At 67.9% G+C, this 16,681-nt stretch carries 13 protein-coding genes and 3 pseudogenes; 5 read left to right on the top strand and 11 right to left on the bottom strand.

Annotation, left to right across the window (positions count from 1 at the left end; all coding sequences use genetic code 11):
* The first annotated feature begins 25 nt into the window (after positions 1 to 25).
* The gene (locus D3874_RS20065; protein ID WP_119780069.1) at positions 26 to 649 is read left to right on the top strand and encodes a TetR/AcrR family transcriptional regulator; all 624 of its coding nucleotides are present in this window, start codon (positions 26 to 28) and stop codon (positions 647 to 649) included.
* On the opposite strand, the gene D3874_RS28650 is transcribed toward D3874_RS20065, so the two are convergent.
* Positions 646 to 1,269 carry a LysE/ArgO family amino acid transporter gene (locus tag D3874_RS28650; protein ID WP_119780072.1) on the bottom strand — a complete coding sequence of 208 codons (624 nt, stop codon included), beginning with the start codon at positions 1,267 to 1,269 and terminating at the stop codon, positions 646 to 648. The genes D3874_RS20065 and D3874_RS28650 overlap by 4 nt on opposite strands.
* A gap of 97 nt (positions 1,270 to 1,366) precedes the next feature.
* Positions 1,367 to 2,203 (bottom strand): annotated as a pseudogene (locus D3874_RS32125) (DMT family transporter); the annotation flags it as partial.
* 300 nt (positions 2,204 to 2,503) lie between these two features.
* Here D3874_RS32125 and D3874_RS20085 point away from each other — a divergent pair.
* The 3 genes from D3874_RS20085 (at position 2,504) to D3874_RS20095 (ending at position 5,820) form a co-directional block, all read left to right on the top strand.
* A complete protein-coding gene (locus D3874_RS20085; RefSeq protein WP_158596116.1) occupies positions 2,504 to 4,117 on the top strand; it encodes an MFS transporter in 1,614 nt (537 codons plus the stop codon).
* 70 nt (positions 4,118 to 4,187) lie between these two features.
* A complete protein-coding gene (locus D3874_RS20090) occupies positions 4,188 to 4,814 on the top strand; it encodes a DNA-3-methyladenine glycosylase family protein (RefSeq protein ID WP_119780078.1) in 627 nt (208 codons plus the stop codon).
* A 58-nt stretch (positions 4,815 to 4,872) separates the two neighbouring features.
* Entirely contained in the window at positions 4,873 to 5,820 is a 948-nt protein-coding gene (locus tag D3874_RS20095) for a lipid A biosynthesis lauroyl acyltransferase (protein WP_119780081.1), read from the top strand.
* Positions 5,821 to 5,962: 142 nt separating this feature from the next.
* On the opposite strand, the gene argE is transcribed toward D3874_RS20095, so the two are convergent.
* From argE to D3874_RS20140, 9 genes and pseudogenes are all read right to left on the bottom strand, one after another.
* Positions 5,963 to 7,135 (bottom strand): acetylornithine deacetylase, encoded by a 1,173-nt coding sequence (gene argE / locus D3874_RS20100; RefSeq protein ID WP_233560063.1) that lies wholly within the window; start codon positions 7,133 to 7,135, stop codon positions 5,963 to 5,965.
* A gap of 60 nt (positions 7,136 to 7,195) precedes the next feature.
* Positions 7,196 to 7,882, bottom strand: a complete 687-nt coding sequence (gene folE, locus D3874_RS20105; RefSeq protein WP_233560065.1) for a GTP cyclohydrolase I FolE — start codon at positions 7,880 to 7,882, stop codon at positions 7,196 to 7,198.
* Positions 7,883 to 7,975: 93 nt separating this feature from the next.
* Positions 7,976 to 8,368: a Co2+/Mg2+ efflux protein ApaG gene (apaG, locus tag D3874_RS20110; protein ID WP_119780083.1), complete on the bottom strand. Its 393-nt coding sequence runs from the start codon at positions 8,366 to 8,368 to the stop codon at positions 7,976 to 7,978.
* A 153-nt stretch (positions 8,369 to 8,521) separates the two neighbouring features.
* Positions 8,522 to 10,323 (bottom strand): annotated as a pseudogene (gene lepA / locus D3874_RS20115) (translation elongation factor 4).
* A 179-nt stretch (positions 10,324 to 10,502) separates the two neighbouring features.
* Positions 10,503 to 12,908: a phenylalanine--tRNA ligase subunit beta gene (gene pheT, locus D3874_RS20120; RefSeq protein WP_119780085.1), complete on the bottom strand. Its 2,406-nt coding sequence runs from the start codon at positions 12,906 to 12,908 to the stop codon at positions 10,503 to 10,505.
* A gap of 4 nt (positions 12,909 to 12,912) precedes the next feature.
* A pseudogene (pheS, locus tag D3874_RS20125) lies at positions 12,913 to 13,982 on the bottom strand (phenylalanine--tRNA ligase subunit alpha); the annotation flags it as partial.
* Positions 13,983 to 14,079: 97 nt separating this feature from the next.
* Complete coding sequence (gene rplT / locus D3874_RS20130; RefSeq protein ID WP_119780088.1) at positions 14,080 to 14,445, bottom strand: 50S ribosomal protein L20; 366 nt, start codon at positions 14,443 to 14,445, stop codon at positions 14,080 to 14,082.
* A 14-nt stretch (positions 14,446 to 14,459) separates the two neighbouring features.
* Complete coding sequence (gene rpmI, locus D3874_RS20135; RefSeq protein WP_456306428.1) at positions 14,460 to 14,678, bottom strand: 50S ribosomal protein L35; 219 nt, start codon at positions 14,676 to 14,678, stop codon at positions 14,460 to 14,462.
* A 253-nt stretch (positions 14,679 to 14,931) separates the two neighbouring features.
* Entirely contained in the window at positions 14,932 to 15,795 is an 864-nt protein-coding gene (locus D3874_RS20140; RefSeq protein WP_119780090.1) for a pirin family protein, read from the bottom strand.
* A 307-nt stretch (positions 15,796 to 16,102) separates the two neighbouring features.
* Here D3874_RS20140 and D3874_RS20145 point away from each other — a divergent pair, with 307 nt between their 5' ends.
* Positions 16,103 to 16,636: a cytochrome b gene (locus tag D3874_RS20145; RefSeq protein WP_119782405.1), complete on the top strand. Its 534-nt coding sequence runs from the start codon at positions 16,103 to 16,105 to the stop codon at positions 16,634 to 16,636.
* The last annotated feature ends 45 nt before the right edge of the window (positions 16,637 to 16,681 follow it).

The following is a 16,681-nucleotide window of genomic DNA, read 5'->3' on the forward strand; positions in this document are numbered from 1 at the left end:
GTCAGTCGCAAGCCCTAATCCGCTCATGGTTTCGATTGCAGAAGATCAGGCTTCCGGCGCCCGCGGTGCCCGCAGGCGTCAGGAAAGCCGGCGGCGCCTGCTGGCGGCCGCGCGCAAATTGTTCGTCGAGCGGGGTTACCACGCGACCCGGCCCCAGGATATCGCCCGCGAGGCGGATGTCGGCAACGGCACGTTCTACCTGCACTTCGCCGACAAGCGCGAGATCTTCCTGGCCTTTGCCGAGGAGGCCTGCGCCGAGATCGAGGCTGCGATCATCGGCCCGCTGCATGCGCCCGAACCGTGGGACCAGCGCATCCTGAACACGCTGAAGGCGACACTGGCTTTCGAGGAATCGGAGCGCAAGGTGATCGCCGCGGCGCTGATGGACCTGTCGATCATCGACCCTGGTTCGGGCGAGCCGACGGTGCGGCCGCGCGACCGCCTGGCCCAGCTCACCGCCGAATCACTGACCCAGGGCATGGAGCGGGGCGAGATTCGCGCCGACCTCAATGCCGATCTGATCGCCCATGCCCTGCTGGGCATGGTCGAACAGGCGGCCTATCACGCCGAACGCAGCAATCTCGACAGCGAGCTGGTGCTGAAGACCCTGGCCGGCTTCGTCATCGCCGGCCTGGCCAAGGCGCCTTAAGCCCCGATCGCCTGGGCCAGCAGGCTAGCCGCGATCAGCCACATGATGGCGGCGATGGCGAAATCCAGCACGCGCCAGGCGATGGGCCTGGCAAACAGCGGCTGGAGCAGGCGCGAGCCATAGCCCAGGCCGTAGAACCACACCGCCGAGGCGACGGCGGCGCCCAGGCCGAAGGCCAGGCGCGCCTCGCCGGCAAAGCGCCCCGACAGCCCGCCCAGCAGCACCACCGTGTCGAGATAGACATGGGGGTTGAGGAAAGTCAGGCCCAGGCAGGTGACGATCGCCGCCGCCAGGCCGCCGGCCTTGGCCTCGCTCGCCTGCATCTGCGACGGATGCAGGGCCCGGCGAAAGGCGAGCAGGCCGTAGACGCTCAGGAACAGCGCACCGCCCACGGTGATGTAGCGCAAGGTGTCGGGCATGGCCTGGATGACGCTGCCCAGGCCCGCGACGCCGGCTGCGATCAGCAGGGCGTCCGACAGGAAGCAGATGGTCGAGACGGCGAAGACGTGCCGGCGCAGCAGGCCCTGGCGCAGCACGAAGGCATTCTGCGCCCCGATCGCGATGATCAGGCTGGCGCCCAGCAGGAAGCCCTGCAGGCCCGGCAGGAACAAGCTGTCCATCACGACGCTGTCGCGCGGGGGCCAAGGCGATGGCGCCGCTGGCCAGGGCGACGCCGGCCGTGCCTAGGACCACGCCGGCGACCTCGGCCGGGCTGGGCACCTCGCCCAGCACCGGGATCGCCAGCAGCAGCGAGGCGGCCGGGACCAGCGCGGTCAGGGCCGCGGTCTTGGAGGCGCCGATCAGGCGGATCGCCGCCGAGAAGGCGAGCAGCGAGATGATCGAGGTCACGATGCCCTGCCAGCCGACCTGCATGGCGATGCTGGGCCAGGACAGGCCGGCGATGCCCGGCGTCAGGAACAGGGCATAGACCGGCAGGTAGAGCACGGCGGAAACCACGGCGACGATGGCGGTCGAATGCAGCGGATCGAGGCCGTAGCGCCGCGCCAGCACGGTATAGCCGGCCCACATCGCGGCCGCGGTCACGAACATGACATCGCCGATGATCACCTGGCCGTCGAGGCTGGCGCCGGCCTGCGTCATCAGCACCGCCGCCGCGCCCAGGATCAGGGCGTAGCCGGCCAGGCGCAGGCGGGTGAAACGCTCGCCCAGGAAAACCTTGGCCAGCAGGGCGGTGGCCAGCGGCACGCTGCAGCAGATCAGCACCCCGCCATGGGCGGCCGGCGCAAAGGCAAAACCGCCCGCCCCGATCAGCACGTAAGGCACCCCGGCCCCGCCCGCCAGCAGCAGCACGCCGTGGAGGCCCAGCCGGTCGAGCGCCAGGCCCTTGCGCAGCAGCACTGGCAGCAGGATCAGGCCGGCGGTGGCAAAGCGCAGGGCGACCAGGTCGGTCACCGCCATGGCCCCGCGCATGTCGGCCCGGGTCAGCACGGTCCAGCCCGCCCAGATGGCGACGCCCAGCAGCGCGAACAGATAGCCGCGCACCGGCACAGCCACGTTCGCCTGGAGAGGGGCCGCAGGATTGGCAAGCGACATGACACCGGACCGGAGGGGGACTACGCCGCCGGATCCTGACCGAGCTTGCCCTGCCCGCAAATTGTGCAGATCGGGGGCGAGCCATGCCGGACAGGCATGACGCGCAAAGCCCTCTCCTCCGCGGAAGGAGAGGGTTGGGTGAGGAGGTCGAGGGGACAAAAACCGACATCCCGAGACGGCCCGACCCACCTCCCCCAGCCCCTCCCCCGCAAGCGGGCGGAGGGGAGCAAAAAGGAGCTGTTCTTGCCCCGTCCCCGCCCGCGGGCGAGGATGGCGGGGCGAATCAAGGGGAGAGTTCAGATGGCGTCATGGCTGGCGATGGCCATTGCCTTGGTGCTGGTGGCCGTCGGGCTCGGTCTGGCGGGCTTTGCCGCGTCCTTGTACCTGCGTTACCGCGCCATGACCGCCTGGCCGATGGTGCCGGGCCAGGTTGCCATTACCGGCCTGGATGCCGAACGCCGCCTCCATCGCCATGCCGCCCGGCTGGTGCATATTCCCACCGTCGCCTACCGCTACAGCGTGGCGGGCGAGGACCAGATCGGCAGCCGCCTGTCCAACATACCCACCCTGTTCGAGCACGAGGACGAGGCCAAGGCCTTCCTGGCCCGCTTCCCCGAGGGCACCGCGCTGAAGGTCCGCTACAACCCGGCCGCCCCCAGGACTCGGTCATCGAGCCGCGCCCGCCGCAGGTCGCGGCCCTCGTCGCTGGCGCCGTGGCGGCGCTGGGCGCGGCCGCCTGGGTGCTGCTGGCATAACCGCAGCGCCCGTGCGAAAAGAGGGGCGATAACGCGGGGAGCGCCGGTGACGGGTGTGTCGGAGCGTCGGATCATCCTGGTGGTCGGCGCCATCCAGTTTGTGAACATCGTCGATTTCATGATGGTGATGCCGCTGGGCCCCGACTATGCCGTGGGCTTAGGGATCGATCCTGCGCACCTGGGCTATGTTGCCGCCGCCTATACGGTGGCGGCCTGCCTTGCCGGCCTCCTTGGCGCCTTCGTCCTCGACCGCTTTCCCCGCCGGCTGGCCCTGACCGTGGCCCTGGGCGGCCTGGGCCTGGGCACCATGGCGGGCAGCATCGCCGTCGACCTGGGCAGCCTGATCGGCGCGCGGGTGATCGCCGGGGCCTTCGGCGGGCCGGCGACGGCGCTCGCCATGTCGGTGCTGGCCGATCACATTCCCGAGGCACGGCGCGGCCGGGCCATGGGCGCCGTCATGGGCGCCTTTGCCCTGGCCGCCGTGCTGGGCGTGCCGGCGGGCCTGGAGATGGCGCGCCTGGGTGGCTGGCGCCTGCCCTTCCTGGTCGTCGGCTGCGCCGCCCTGGTCACCGCGGCCTTCGCCTGGGTGGCCCTGCCCCGGGGCGGGCGGCCGGCGGCGGCGCGGTCCTGGCGTGGTTTGCTGCGGCGGCGCGAACACCTCCTGGCCTTTGCCGCGGTCGGCTTTGCCAACCTGCAAAGCTTCATGATCATCCCCTCGATCACCGCCTTCCTGATCTTCAACCTAGGCTATCCGCGCGACGGGTTGAGCGTGCTGTACCTGCTGGGCGGCAGTCTCAGTTTGGTCGGCATGCGCCTGACCGGGCGCCTGGTCGACCGGCTGGGCACCACCAATGTCAATGTCGTGGCGACCGCGGCCTTGTCGGCGCTGCTGGTCACCTGCTTCGTCGTGGTGCCCCTGCCGCTGCCGGTGATCGTGCTGTTCCCCCTGTTCATGCTGATCATGTCGGCGCGCAATGTCGCGACCCAGACCCTGATGACCAAGGTGCCGCCGCCCGCCGAACGGGCGGGCTTCATGTCGCTGCTCTCGGCCACCCAGCACCTGGCCGCCTCGGCCGGGGCGGGCCTGTCCAGCGCCATGCTCTCGACCGGGGCCGGCGGCGCCCTGCTGGGGGTTCCCGGCTGGCCTGGGCGGCGATAGCCTGCGCCGCCGTGGTGCCCTTGTTCCAGGGTGCCATCGAAGGCCGCCTGCGCCGGCGGACGGCAGCGGCATGAGCCCCGCCGCCCACGAGGAGGTGCTGGCGCGCCTGGGCCGCAAATGCCGCTACATGCGCCATGCCCTGAAGACCGCGGGGATCCCGGCGCCCCGGGTGCGTGAGCCGGGCTTTGCCGCGCTGGTCCATATCATCGTCGAGCAGCAGGTCTCGGTCGCCTCCGGTGCTGCCATCTGGGCCCGGCTGGAGCAGGGCCTGGGCGGCGCGGTGACGCCCGCCGCGGTGCTGGTCCATGACGAGGCGGGCCTGACCCGCTTCGGCTTGAGCCGGCCCAAGGCCCGCTATATCCACGGCCTGGCCCGCTCGGTCGCCCGGGGCGAGGTCGACCTGGGCGCGATCGCGCTGATGGACGATGCGACGGCCATCGCCGCGCTGACCGCGCTCAAGGGCATCGGCCGCTGGACGGCGGAGATCTACCTGATGTTCGCCCTGGGCCGGCCCGACCTGTGGCCGGCCTTCGACGTCGCCCTGGCGGAAGGCGCGGCGCGGTTGATGGGCCTGGAATCGCGACCCGATTTCAAGGCGCTGGACGAGATCGGCAAGCGCTGGGCGCCGCACCGCTCCACCGCCGCGCTGGTGCTGTGGCGCTATTACAGCCACAGCCTCAGCGCGGCCAAGGCTTGACCTGGGGCACGGCATCCTTTAGGTCGCGCGGTCGGCCAGGGTTGGAGATAGTCGAGCGATGCGTCGTTGGTGGTTGAAGACCAAGCTGCGGCTCTACCGCGCCCTGTTGCGCGTGCAGTGGCTGGTGGAAGCGGCCGCCATCTACCTGATCATGGCCCTGTGCGGCCTGCTGGGGCCTGACCGCGCCTCGGCCGCTGGCGGCTGGGTCGCGCGCAAGCTGGGGCCTCATCTGGCCGTCTCGACCATGGCGCGAGGCCAGATCGAGGCTGCCTATCCCGGCATCACGCAGGCCGAGCGCGAACGCATTCTGCTGGGCGTGTGGGACAATCTGGGCCGCTATTTCACCGAATACGCCCACCTGCGCACCCTGTGGCCCGGCACCGGCGACGACCCGCCGCCGCCCGGCGCCCGCATCGAGGTCGATCCCGGCGTGGTCGAACGCTTCCTGGCGATCCGCGACGACGGCAAGCCGGCGATCATCTTCACCGGCCACATCGGCAACTGGGAGATCCTGGCGGTGGGCGCCGCGCGCCATGAACTGCCGCTGGCGGTGATGTTCCGCAGCCCCAACAACCCGATCGCCGAGAAGCTGCTGCTGGGGATCAGGGGCGATGCCATGGGCCAGCTCGTCCCGACCGGCTTCCAGGCCGCCGTGGTGGCGGCGCGGGTGCTGGACGAGGGCGGGCACTTAGGCATGCTGGTCGACCAGCATTTCAGCCGCGGCGTGAAGGTGCCCTTCTTCGGCCGCGAGGTGAAGACCGCCACCACCCTGGCCAAGCTGGCCCGGCGCTTCAAATGCGACGTCTACGGGGCCTGGGCCGAGCGCCTGGACGGCTGCCGCTTCCGCATCCACATGACGGAGGCCCTGGATTTCAGCGCCGAATACGCGTGCGCCGACGTGAAGGCGGCCGAGACCGCGATCACCGCCCGCATCACCGCGACGGTCGAGACCTGGGCCCGCGCCCGCCCCGACCAATGGAACTGGCTGCATCGCCGCTGGCGGTAGGGCATTCATTTCCGCCGTCATCCCCGCGCAGGCGGGGATCCACTGTCGTCGAGCGCTGGGGCGGTCGTCGCGGCGAGCCAAGTCGATCCCGCCTGCCATTCCCGTGGATCCCCGCCTACGCGGGGATGACGATTTTTGGCTGTTATGCCACGCACACCCGGTCGGCCAGGCGGCGCAGGAAGGTCGTGCAGGCTTCCAGTTGCTCGATGCTCACGAACTCGTTGGGGCGGTGGGCCTGGAGGATGTCGCCGGGGCCGCAGACGACGGTCGGGATGCCGTGAACCTGGAAGATGCCGGCTTCCGTCGCATAGGAGACGGCTTGCGTCTCGTTGCTGCCGGCCAGGGCCTTGGCCAGGGTCTCGGCCAAGGAGCCGGGATCGGGCTTCAGCGCCGGGGTAACCGAGCGCGGCACGGTGGTGATGGCGGCGATGCCGGGCGCCTTCTCCTCCAGCGCCGGCAGCACCCGCCTGGTCACATGATCCTCGAAGCGGCGGATCGGCGCCTCGGCATCGGTGCCGGGCAGCGAGCGGTATTCCCAGGCGAAGCGGCAATGGCGCGGGATGATGTTCACCGCCGTGCCGCCCTCGATCGTGCCGACCGACAAGGTGGTATAGGGCGGGGTGAAGCGCCCGGTGGCATCGCCCTGGGCCTTCAGGTCCTCGCCCATCTGGCCTAAGAAATTGATCAGCTCGGCCGCGACCATCACCGCGTTCACGCCGATCTGGGTCTGGCTGGAATGGGCCTCGAGCCCGGTCACCGTGGTGACGTAGGAGCGGATGCCCTTGTGGGTGTCGACCACGCCCATCATGGTCGGCTCGCCCACCAGGCACAGGCGGGGCTTGGGGTGATGCTCGATGATATGGGCGATCAGGCTGTGAACGCCCAGGCACCCCACTTCCTCGTCATAGGAGAAGGCGAGGTGGACGGGTTCCTTCAGGCCGCGTTCCAGCAACTCCGGCACCAGGGCCAGCGAGCAGGCGACGAAACCCTTCATATCGCATGAACCGCGGCCATAGAGGCGGTTGTGGCGCTCGGTCAGGGTCCAGGGATCGGTTTCCCAATCCTGGTCGTCGACCGGGACCACGTCGGTGTGGCCCGACAGCACGATGCCGCCTGCCTCGCGCGGGCCCAGCGTCGCATAGAGATTGGCCTTGGCGCCGCCGTGGTCGAACACCAGCTCGCTCTTAACACCGTGGCCGTCGAGGTAGCCGCGGACGAAATCGATCAGGTCGAGGTTGGAATTGCGGCTGGTCGTATCGAAGGCCACGAGCTTGCGCAGCATCTGGGTCGCATCGATCTTTTCACCAGCCATCATGCTCTCCAAAAACCAACCGCCCGCCCCCGACCGGGGCGGGCGGCTGTACCATAGCAGAAATCACACGCCGAAGCTGGACGACGGGTTGCCCACGATCGTCAGGAATTCCCGGCGGGTCAGCGGGTCGTGGCGGAAGGCGCCCAGCATGCGCGAGGTGACCAGGGCGACGCCCGGCTTGTGCACGCCGCGCGTGGTCATGCACTGGTGCGCCGCCTCGATGATCACGGCGACGCCGCGCGGCTGCAGCACTTCCTCGATCGAATTGGCGATCTGCGCGGTCAGCTTCTCCTGCACCTGGAAGCGCTTGGCATAGGCATCGACGACACGGGCCAGCTTGGAGATGCCCACCACCCGGGTCGACGGCAGGTAGCCGACATGGGCCTTGCCGATGATCGGCACCATGTGATGTTCGCAGTAGCTCTCCAGCCTTATGTCCTTGAGCACGATCATCTCGTCGTAGCCGTCGACCTCCTCGAAGGTGCGGTTCAGCATTTCGACGGGATCGGCATCATAGCCGGCGAAGAATTCCTCGTAGGAGCGCACGACGCGGCCGGGCGTGTCGGCCAGGCCCTCGCGATCGGGATCGTCGCCCGCCCACAGCAGGAGGGTGCGCACGGCGGCCTCGGCCTCCTCGCGCGTCGGCTTGTCGGTGCGGGCGCTGCCCAGGACCAGGTTGCCGCTTTCGCGGCCGCGGGCGGGGCGGGCGGGCTTGCCGGCCAGCTTCATGGTGGTGGGGGTGACAGGCATGTTCCACTTCCCTTTCGTTCGGGGGGATATCCCCCCGTGTTTCCGGGCCCCAATCACTTGCCGGCCGGTTGATGGGGGCATGGCCCCTTAAGGTCAGTTCAGGCGCACCGGCTGGTGCGGGCTGTCGAGCGAGAACGGCGGGATTTCCACATCGAAGGATTCGCCCGCCTGGGTCTCCATCCGGTAGGTGCCGAGCATGATGCCGGACGGTGTCGGCAGCGGCGTGCCGGAGGTGTATTCGAAGCGCTCGCCCGGGCGCAGCACCGGCTGCTCGCCGACGACGCCGGGCCCGCGCACTTCCTGCACCCGGCCGAAACCGTCGGTAATGCGCCAATAGCGATCGCGCAATTGCACCGTCTCGCCGCCCTGGTTCTCGATCCGCACCCGGTAGGCCCAGACATAGTAATTCTCGTCCGGCGAGGACTGGTCCTCGAGGAAGGTCGGCTTGACCGTGACGCGGATGGCGCGGGTGATCTTGTCGTACATGCCCTCATCATATCGTAAGCATCACGGGGATTGTCCAGCCCGACGCCGGAAACACAGTATTTACCGGGTTGCATGGGGGAAAGCGGGGCCTATTTCTGCCCTCATTCCGGCGAAAGCCGGGATCCACTGACGTGGGCTACGGCTGGACCGACCTCAATTGTCATCCATCTTCAGTGCCGCGATGAACGCTTCCTGCGGGATCTCGACGTTGCCGACCGAGCGCATGCGCTTCTTGCCGGCCTTCTGCTTGTCGAGCAGCTTGCGCTTGCGGGACACGTCGCCGCCATAGCACTTGGCCAGCACGTCCTTGCGCATCGCCTTCACCGTCTCGCGGGCAATCACCTTGCCGCCGATCGCCGCCTGGATGGCGATCTGGAACAGTTGCCGGGGGATCAGGTCCTTCAGGCGTTCGCACAATTGGCGGCCGCGCGCCTCGGCCCTTGTGCGGTGGACGATCATGGCCAGCGCGTCGACCGGCTCCTGGTTGACCAGGATCGACATCTTCACCAGGTCGTCCTCGGCGTAACCGTCCAGGTGATAGTCGAACGAGGCATAGCCGCGCGAGACCGACTTCAGCCGGTCGTAGAAGTCGAACACCACCTCGTTCAGGGGCAGGCGGTAGACCGCCATCGCCCTTGTGCCGGCATAGGTCAGTTCCACCTGCTGGCCGCGCCGGTCCTGGCACAGTTTCAGGATATCGCCGAGGTAGGTGTCGGGGACGAAGATCGTCGCCTTGATCCAGGGCTCCTCGATGCGGGCGATCTTCACCGGGTCGGGCATGTCGGCGGGATTGTGCATTTCCAGCATCGTCCCGTCGGTCATGTGCATGTGATAGACCACGCTGGGCGCGGTAGTGATCAGGTCGAGGTTGAATTCCCGCTCCAGCCGCTCCTGCACGATTTCCAGGTGCAGCAACCCCAGGAAGCCACAGCGGAAGCCCAGGCCCAGCGCGGCCGAGCTTTCCATCTCGAACTGGAAACTCGAATCGTTCAGGCGCAGCTTGGCCAGGCTGTCACGCAGGTTGTCGAACTCCGCCGCATCCGACGGAAACAGGCCGCAGAACACCACCGGCACCGAGGGCTTGAAGCCGGCCAGGGGCTCGGCGGTCGGCCGCCGCTCGTCGGTCAGCGTATCGCCGACCTTGGTATCGGCCACTTCCTTGATCGCGGCGGTGATGAAGCCCATCTCGCCGGGGCCGAGACGATCGACCGTCACCTTCTTGGGGTGAAGATACCGACACGCTCCACCAGGTGGACCTTGTTGGCGGCCATCATCTTGACCTTCTGGCCGCGGCGGATCTCGCCGTCGACCACCCGCACCAGGATTACGACGCCCAGGTAGGCGTCGTACCAGCTATCGACCAGCAGGGCCTTCAAGGGCGCATCGGCATCGCCCTGAGGGGCCGGCAGCCGCGTGACGATCGCCTCCAGCACGTCGTCGATGCCGATGCCGGACTTGGCCGAGACCAGCAGGGCCTCGGAGGCGTCGATGCCGATCACATCCTCGATCTGGGCGCGGATCCGCTCGGGCTCCGCCGCCGGCAGGTCGATCTTGTTGAGGATCGGGACGATTTCCAGGTTGGCGTCCATGGCCTGGTAGACATTGGCCAGGGTCTGCGCCTCCACCCCTTGAGAGGCGTCGACCACCAGCAGGGCGCCCTCGCAGGCAGCCAGCGAGCGCGAAACCTCGTAAGCGAAGTCGACGTGACCGGGCGTGTCCATCAGGTTCAGGACATAGGTCTCGCCATCCTTGGCGTTGTAGGTCAGGCGCACGGTCTGGGCCTTGATGGTGATGCCGCGCTCGCGCTCGATATCCATCGAATCGAGCACCTGCTCCACCATTTCGCGGTCGGCGAGGCCCCCGCACTTCTGGATCAGGCGGTCGGCAAGGGTCGACTTGCCGTGGTCGATATGGGCCACGATCGAGAAGTTGCGGATATGCTTCAGGTCGGTCATCGACGGGGTCTCGTTTCACTCAACTGGCAAAAACCCTCTCCGCCCTTCAGGGGGGAGAGGGTTGGGTGAGGTGGGTCGACGGCGTAGAGCGCGCCCTGCCCCGCGACCACCTCACCCTCCCGTCGCTCTGCGCCGGGTCCCCTCCCTCTCCGACGCCAAGCGGCGGAGAGGGTCATCAACTAGCCCCGCAACGATCCACCGGTCGCCTTGGCGACGGCGGCGACGATCTTTGCGGAAACAGCCTCGATCTCGGGCTCTGTCAGGGTCTTGTCGCGCGGCTCGAGCCGCACGGCAAGCGCCATGCTGACCTTGCCCGCCGGCACGCCCTGCCCGCGATAGAGATCGAACACGGAAACATCGGCGATCAGGGCCTTGTCCGCCCCCTTGATCGCCCGGATCACCGCCTCGGCCGCCACGGTCTCGTCCACCAGGAAGGCGAAGTCGCGGCTCACCGCCTGGAAATCGGACAGGACCAGCGCCGGCTTCTCGCGCGTCGGCTTTGCCTTGGCCGCCGGAATGGCATCGAGATAGACCTCGAACACCACGGCGGGGCCTTCGACGCCCAGCAGCCGGGCCATGCGCGGGTGCAGGGCGCCGAACACCGCGATCACGGTCTTCGGCCCCAGCTTGAGCGTACCGGCCTGGCCGGGATGCAGCCAGGCGGGCACATCGGTGCCCACGGTCAGGTTGCCGACCGGCGCGCCCAACTCGCCCAGCAACGCCAGGACATCGGCCTTGGCATCGAAGGCATCGACCGCACGCCGGCCGCCTTGCCACTGGCGCGGCGTGGTGTAACCGGTGCGGATGCCGCCGGCGACGCTCGCCTGGTCCTTGGGCGCAATGCCGTGATAGGTGCCGGCGACCTCGAACAGCGCCACATCCTCGATGCCGCGCGCGGCATTGCGCACGGCGGCGGCGGCCAGGCTGGGCACCAGATGGGGCCGCATCACGGCGAGTTCGACCGAGATCGGGTTGGCGACCTTCAGGGCCAAGTCCGACCAGCCGAAGGCGGCGGCATGGGCTTCCGGGATGAAGCTGTTGTTCACCGTCTCGGTGAGGCCGCGGGTGGCCAGCAGGCGCTTGGCCGCGCGTACCCGACGCTGGGCCGGATTCAGGGCCGGCAAGGGCACTACCGAGACGCTGGGCAGCGGCTCCACAGGAAGCTTGTCCAGGCCGGTGATGCGGGCGACTTCCTCGACCAGGTCGACCTCGCCCTCGATATCGCGGCGCCACGAGGGCACCGAGACGTTCCAGGGGAAGACCGAGCGATCAGGGCCGAAACCGAGGTCGGCCAGGATTTCCACCATCCGTTCGTCCGCGACCTTGAGGCCGGTCAGCTTCTCGACCCTGAACGGGCGGAAGGTCTGGTTGGGGAACGGTGCGGGCGGGGCGCCGGCGAACACGATCTCGCTGGCCTCGCCGCCGCACAGCTCAAGGATCAGCTTCGTGCCCAGTTCGATGCCGTCGAAGGCGGACTGGGGATCGACGCCACGCTCGAAGCGATGGCGCGCGTCGGTCACGACACCAAGGCGCCGGCCGGTCGCCGCCACGGTCAGCGCATCGAAATGCGCCGCCTCGAGGAAGACGTCGACCGTCTCGCCCGTAACGCTAGACGGCACACCGCCGACGATGCCGCCCAGGCCCAGCGGCCCGGCGTCGTCGGCGACCACGATCATCTGCTCGTCCAGCGCATAGGCCTTGCCGTCCAGGCCTTCCACGCTCTCGCCGGCCTTGCCGAAGCGGACATGGATGCCGCCGGTCAGCTTGGCCGCATCGAAGACATGGAGCGGCCGCGCCCGGTCATGGGTGATCAGGTTGGTGATGTCGACCAGGGCCGAGATCGGGCGCAGGCCGATTGCCTCCAACCGGGCCTTCAGCCAGGCCGGGCTGTCGCCGTTCGTAACACCCTTGATCAGGCGGCCGACGAACAGCGGGCAGGCTTTGTCCTTGACGCTTTCATCCAGGCGGACGGAGACGGTCGACGGGAACGTGCCCGGTATCTTTCCAATCGCCGGCGTGATCAATGTGCCCAGCCCGGCGGCCGCCAGGTCGCGGGCGATACCCGAGACACCCAGGCAATCCTGCCGGTTGGGCGTGACCGACAGGTCGATGACCGCGTCATCCAGGCCCAGCACCTCAGCGAAGGGCTTGCCGATCGGGGCATCCTCGGGCAGCTCGATGATGCCGTCATGGTCTTGCCCCAGGCCCATTTCGCGCATCGAGCACATCATGCCCTGGCTGTCGACGCCGCGAATGGCGGTCGGCTTCAACACCATGCCGTTGCCGGGAATCGTCGTGCCCATGCGCGCGAAGACGACCTTCAGGCCGGTGCGGGCATTGGGCGCGCCGCACACCACCTGATAGGGCGTGCCGTCGCCGGCATCGACCGTGCACAGGCGCAGCTTGTCCGCATTGGGGTGCTGCACCGCTTCCACCACATAGGCGACGGTGAAGGGCTTCAGCACCGCGGCGCGGTCCTCGATCCCCTCGACCTCCAGGCCGATGGACGTCAGGCGTTCCGCGATTTCCTGGGCCCCGGCAGCGGTCTCCAGATGCTCTTTCAGCCAATTGACGGTGATTTTCATCGCGACAGCCCTCCCCCAGCGTGGGCAGGTCAAGGGCCGCGAAACCGTAGTGGCGCAGCCAGCGCAGGTCGGACTCGAAGAAGGCGCGCAGGTCGGGAATGCCGTATTTCAGCATGGCGATCCGGTCCAGCCCCATGCCGAAGGCAAAGCCCTGCCACTCGTCGGGGTCGAGGCCGCAATTGCGGATAACATTGGGGTGCACCATGCCGCAGCCCATGATTTCTAGCCAGTCGTCGCCCTGGCCGATGCGGATCGAATCCTTGGCGCGGGCGCAGCCGATGTCGACCTCCGCCGAGGGTTCGGTGAAGGGGAAGAAGGACGGGCGGAAGCGGATCTTCACCGCCTCGACCTCGAAGAAGGCGGCGGCGAAATGCTCGATCGTCGCCTTCAGGTGGCCCATGTGGATGTCGCGGTCGATCACCAGCGCTTCGATCTGGTGGAACATCGGCGTGTGGGTCTGGTCGCTGTCGCAGCGATAGGTGCGGCCCGGCGCGATCACACGGATGGGCGGCGGGTTGCCCTTCATCGTGCGGATCTGCACCGGGGAGGTGTGGGTGCGCAGCAGCACCTTCTCGCCGTTTTCCTTGGGGGCAGGAAGAAAGTGTCGTGCATCTCCCGCGCCGGGTGGCCGACGGGGAAGTTCAGCGCCGTGAAATTGTGCTCGTCATCCTCGATATCCGGCCCTTCGGCCAGCGAAAAGCCCATGGCGCCGAAGATCTCGATGCATTCCTCGGTCACCTGGGTGATCGGGTGGATGCGGCCCTGGGCCTGGTGGCCGATGGGCAGGGTGACGTCGATGCGCTCGGCCGCGAGGCGGGCATCGAGGGCGGCGTCTTCGAGGGCTGCCTTGCGGGCGGCGATGGCGTCCGTGACCTCGTCCTTGACCAGGTTGACGGCAGCGCCGAAAGCCTTGCGCTCGTCGGGCGCCATGGCGCCCAGGGTCTTCATCAGGTCGGTGATGCGGCCCTTCTTGCCCAGGGCCGAAACGCGGATCTCGTCGAGGGTGCCCAGATCCGCCGCAGCCTTTGCGGCAGCCAGCAGTTCGGCCTTGAGACCGGTCAAATCAGTCATGATCAACCCCACAAACGCGCCACTCGTCCCCGGCCGGGGCGGGCGCGATGGCCCCGGGTAGCAAAACCCGGGGCTAACGCAATCTGGCGTGGGGGAAGCCTTATGCCTCTACAGGCAGTGCCGCCCGCGCCTGGTCGACCAGCGCCTTGAAGGCGCCGGGCTCGCGGATGGCGATGTCGGAGAGGACCTTGCGGTCAACCTCGACGCCCGCCTTCGCGAGACCGTCGATAAATCGGCTGTAGGTCAGGCCATGCTCGCGGACAGCGGCGTTGATGCGCTGGATCCACAGGGCACGGAAGTTGCGCTTGCGCGCGCGCCGATCGCGGTACTGATACTGAAGGCCCTTTTCGACCTTCTCGATCGCCACGCGGAACGAGGTATTGCCGCGACCGCGGTACCCCTTGGCAAGTTCCAGGACTTTCTTGTGACGGGCATGGCCGGTGACGCCCCGCTTGACTCGCGACATGTGTCAGCCCTCCCTTACGCGTTCGGCAGGAAGTACTTCTTCACGTTGTCGCCATCCGTCTTGAACAGGATGGTCGAGCCGCGAAGATTGCGAATCTGCTTGTTGGTGCGCTTGATCATGCCATGGCGCTTGCCGGCATGGAGAGCCTTCACCTTACCGGTACCCGTGAGCGAGAAGCGTTTTTTCGCCCCGCTCTTGGTCTTCATCTTGGGCATTTCGACCTCCTTGATCATTCAAGATCGTCAATGCGCGGCCTAGGCAGCCCTTTTCGCCCGGTCGCACGATGGAAGCGGGCCTTATAGCCGACCCGCCGATTGACCGCAAGCACAGGCTGGACAACCCTTTGGAAGGGACCCATGCGCGGATGGGCAGGCCCATCGGCCTTGCGTCCGCAGGCAAGCTCAGGATGAGGCAAGTCTTTGTGGCAAAAAGACTTTCCTCATGGTGAGCCTGTCGAACCACGCAAATCCATCGACCCGGGCCTGGTCAGAACTTGCCGGCCTGGAAGTCGCGGGCGGCCTGCATGACCTCTTCGCGCGTGTTCATCACGAAGGGGCCGCCCCAGGCCACCGGCTCGCCCAGGGGCCGGCCGGCGATCAGCAGCAGGCCGGCCTCGACCGTGCCGGTGTTCTCGACGCGGACCGCGCCGCCGTCGTCGAGGATCGCGACATTGACCGCGGCGACATCCGTGCCCTCGACCGCGACCTGGCCGTCATAGACGACCAGCAGCGCGTTGAGGTCGGGCGGGACCATTTCCTCGAGCCGGGCGCCGGGGGCCAGGCGGATATCGAAAAACCTGGCCGCGGTGGCCCCGGAATCGATCGGGCCGACGGTGCCGTGGTCGGTCGAGCCGGCGATCACCTTCAGGCTGACACCCGCCTCGCGCGCCTCGACCGGGATCTCGGCGGTGGGCAGCTCGCGATAGGCGGCCGGAGTCATCTTGTCCCGCGCGGCCAGGTTCACCCAGAGCTGGAAACCGCGCATCAGGCCGGCTTCCTGTTCCGGCATTTCGGAATGGACGATGCCGCTGCCGGCCGTCATCCACTGCACGTCGCCGGCATCGATGACACCCGAATGATCCTTGTTGTCGCCATGGCGGATGCGCCCGGCCAGCATATAGGTGACGGTCTCGAAGCCGCGGTGAGGATGGCTGGGGAAGCCGCCGATATAGTCGCTCGACTGGTCGTTGTCGAAATGGTCGAGCATCAGAAATGGGTCGGCCAGTTCGATGGTCTCGTGGCCCAGCAGGCGGGTCAGGCGCACGCCGGCGCCGTCCGAGGTCGCCTGGCCGCGGATGACGCGCACCACGGCGCGCGGGCCGGTCTTCGAGGTGGTGTGGGCGAGCGACATGATCGGGTCTCCAACAGTGGGCGGCGCAACTGCCGCATCATTGGAAAACCATATGGCCCCGGTTACGGGGTTAACAATCCCGCGCCGGATAAAGAAACAGATCACGAAACGTGAATAATAAACAATGGACGCCAGCCGGCCGGCGGCGGAGCCGGGTCGCCTTCCTCGATCCCTTCGAGGCGGCCAACCGGGCGGCGATCGACGCCGCCCTGGGCTGACCGCCGGTTCTTGTCCTGCATCAATGCCGCAGGGCAGAATGGCGGCGATCCTGACCGGGTCCTTGGGATGCCGCTTCGAAAGGATAGTCATGCGTAACGAGCACCAGCCGACGGGTTACAGCGCCGCCCAGATCCTGCTCCATTGGCTGATCGCGCTGCTGGTCCTGTTCCAGGTCTCTTTCGGGGAGGATATCGCCCCGGCCTACCGTGCGATGCGGCGGGACGAGACGGCGGGCGCCGACGACCTCTTCAATGCCGACCTGCACATCTATACGGGCCTTGCCATCCTGGCCCTGGCCTGCCTGCGGCTCGCCATCCGGCTCATCCGTGGGGCGCCTCCCGCCCCGGAGAGCGAAGGCATTCTCCTGCGCTGGGTCGCCGCGGCGGTTCACCTGGTCCTCTATGCCGTGATCTTCCTCATGCCGGTCACCGGCATCCTGGCCTGGTATCTGGGCGTGGGGCCTGCTGGCGAGATTCACGAGTTGGGCAAGGCCGTGATCATCATCGCCCTCGCCCTTCATGTGGCAGGCGCCCTGTGGCAGCATTTCATCGCCAAGTCCGATGCCCTGGTGCGCATGCTGCGGCCGGGCACGCGGGGAGCCGGGCACACGGGAGCCGGTTGAGGCTGTCCGGCACGGCCGCGGCCCTCCCCGACATGGGCCCCTGCC

Source organism: Oleomonas cavernae (assembly GCF_003590945.1).
GTDB classification, from domain to species: domain Bacteria; phylum Pseudomonadota; class Alphaproteobacteria; order Zavarziniales; family Zavarziniaceae; genus Zavarzinia; species Zavarzinia cavernae.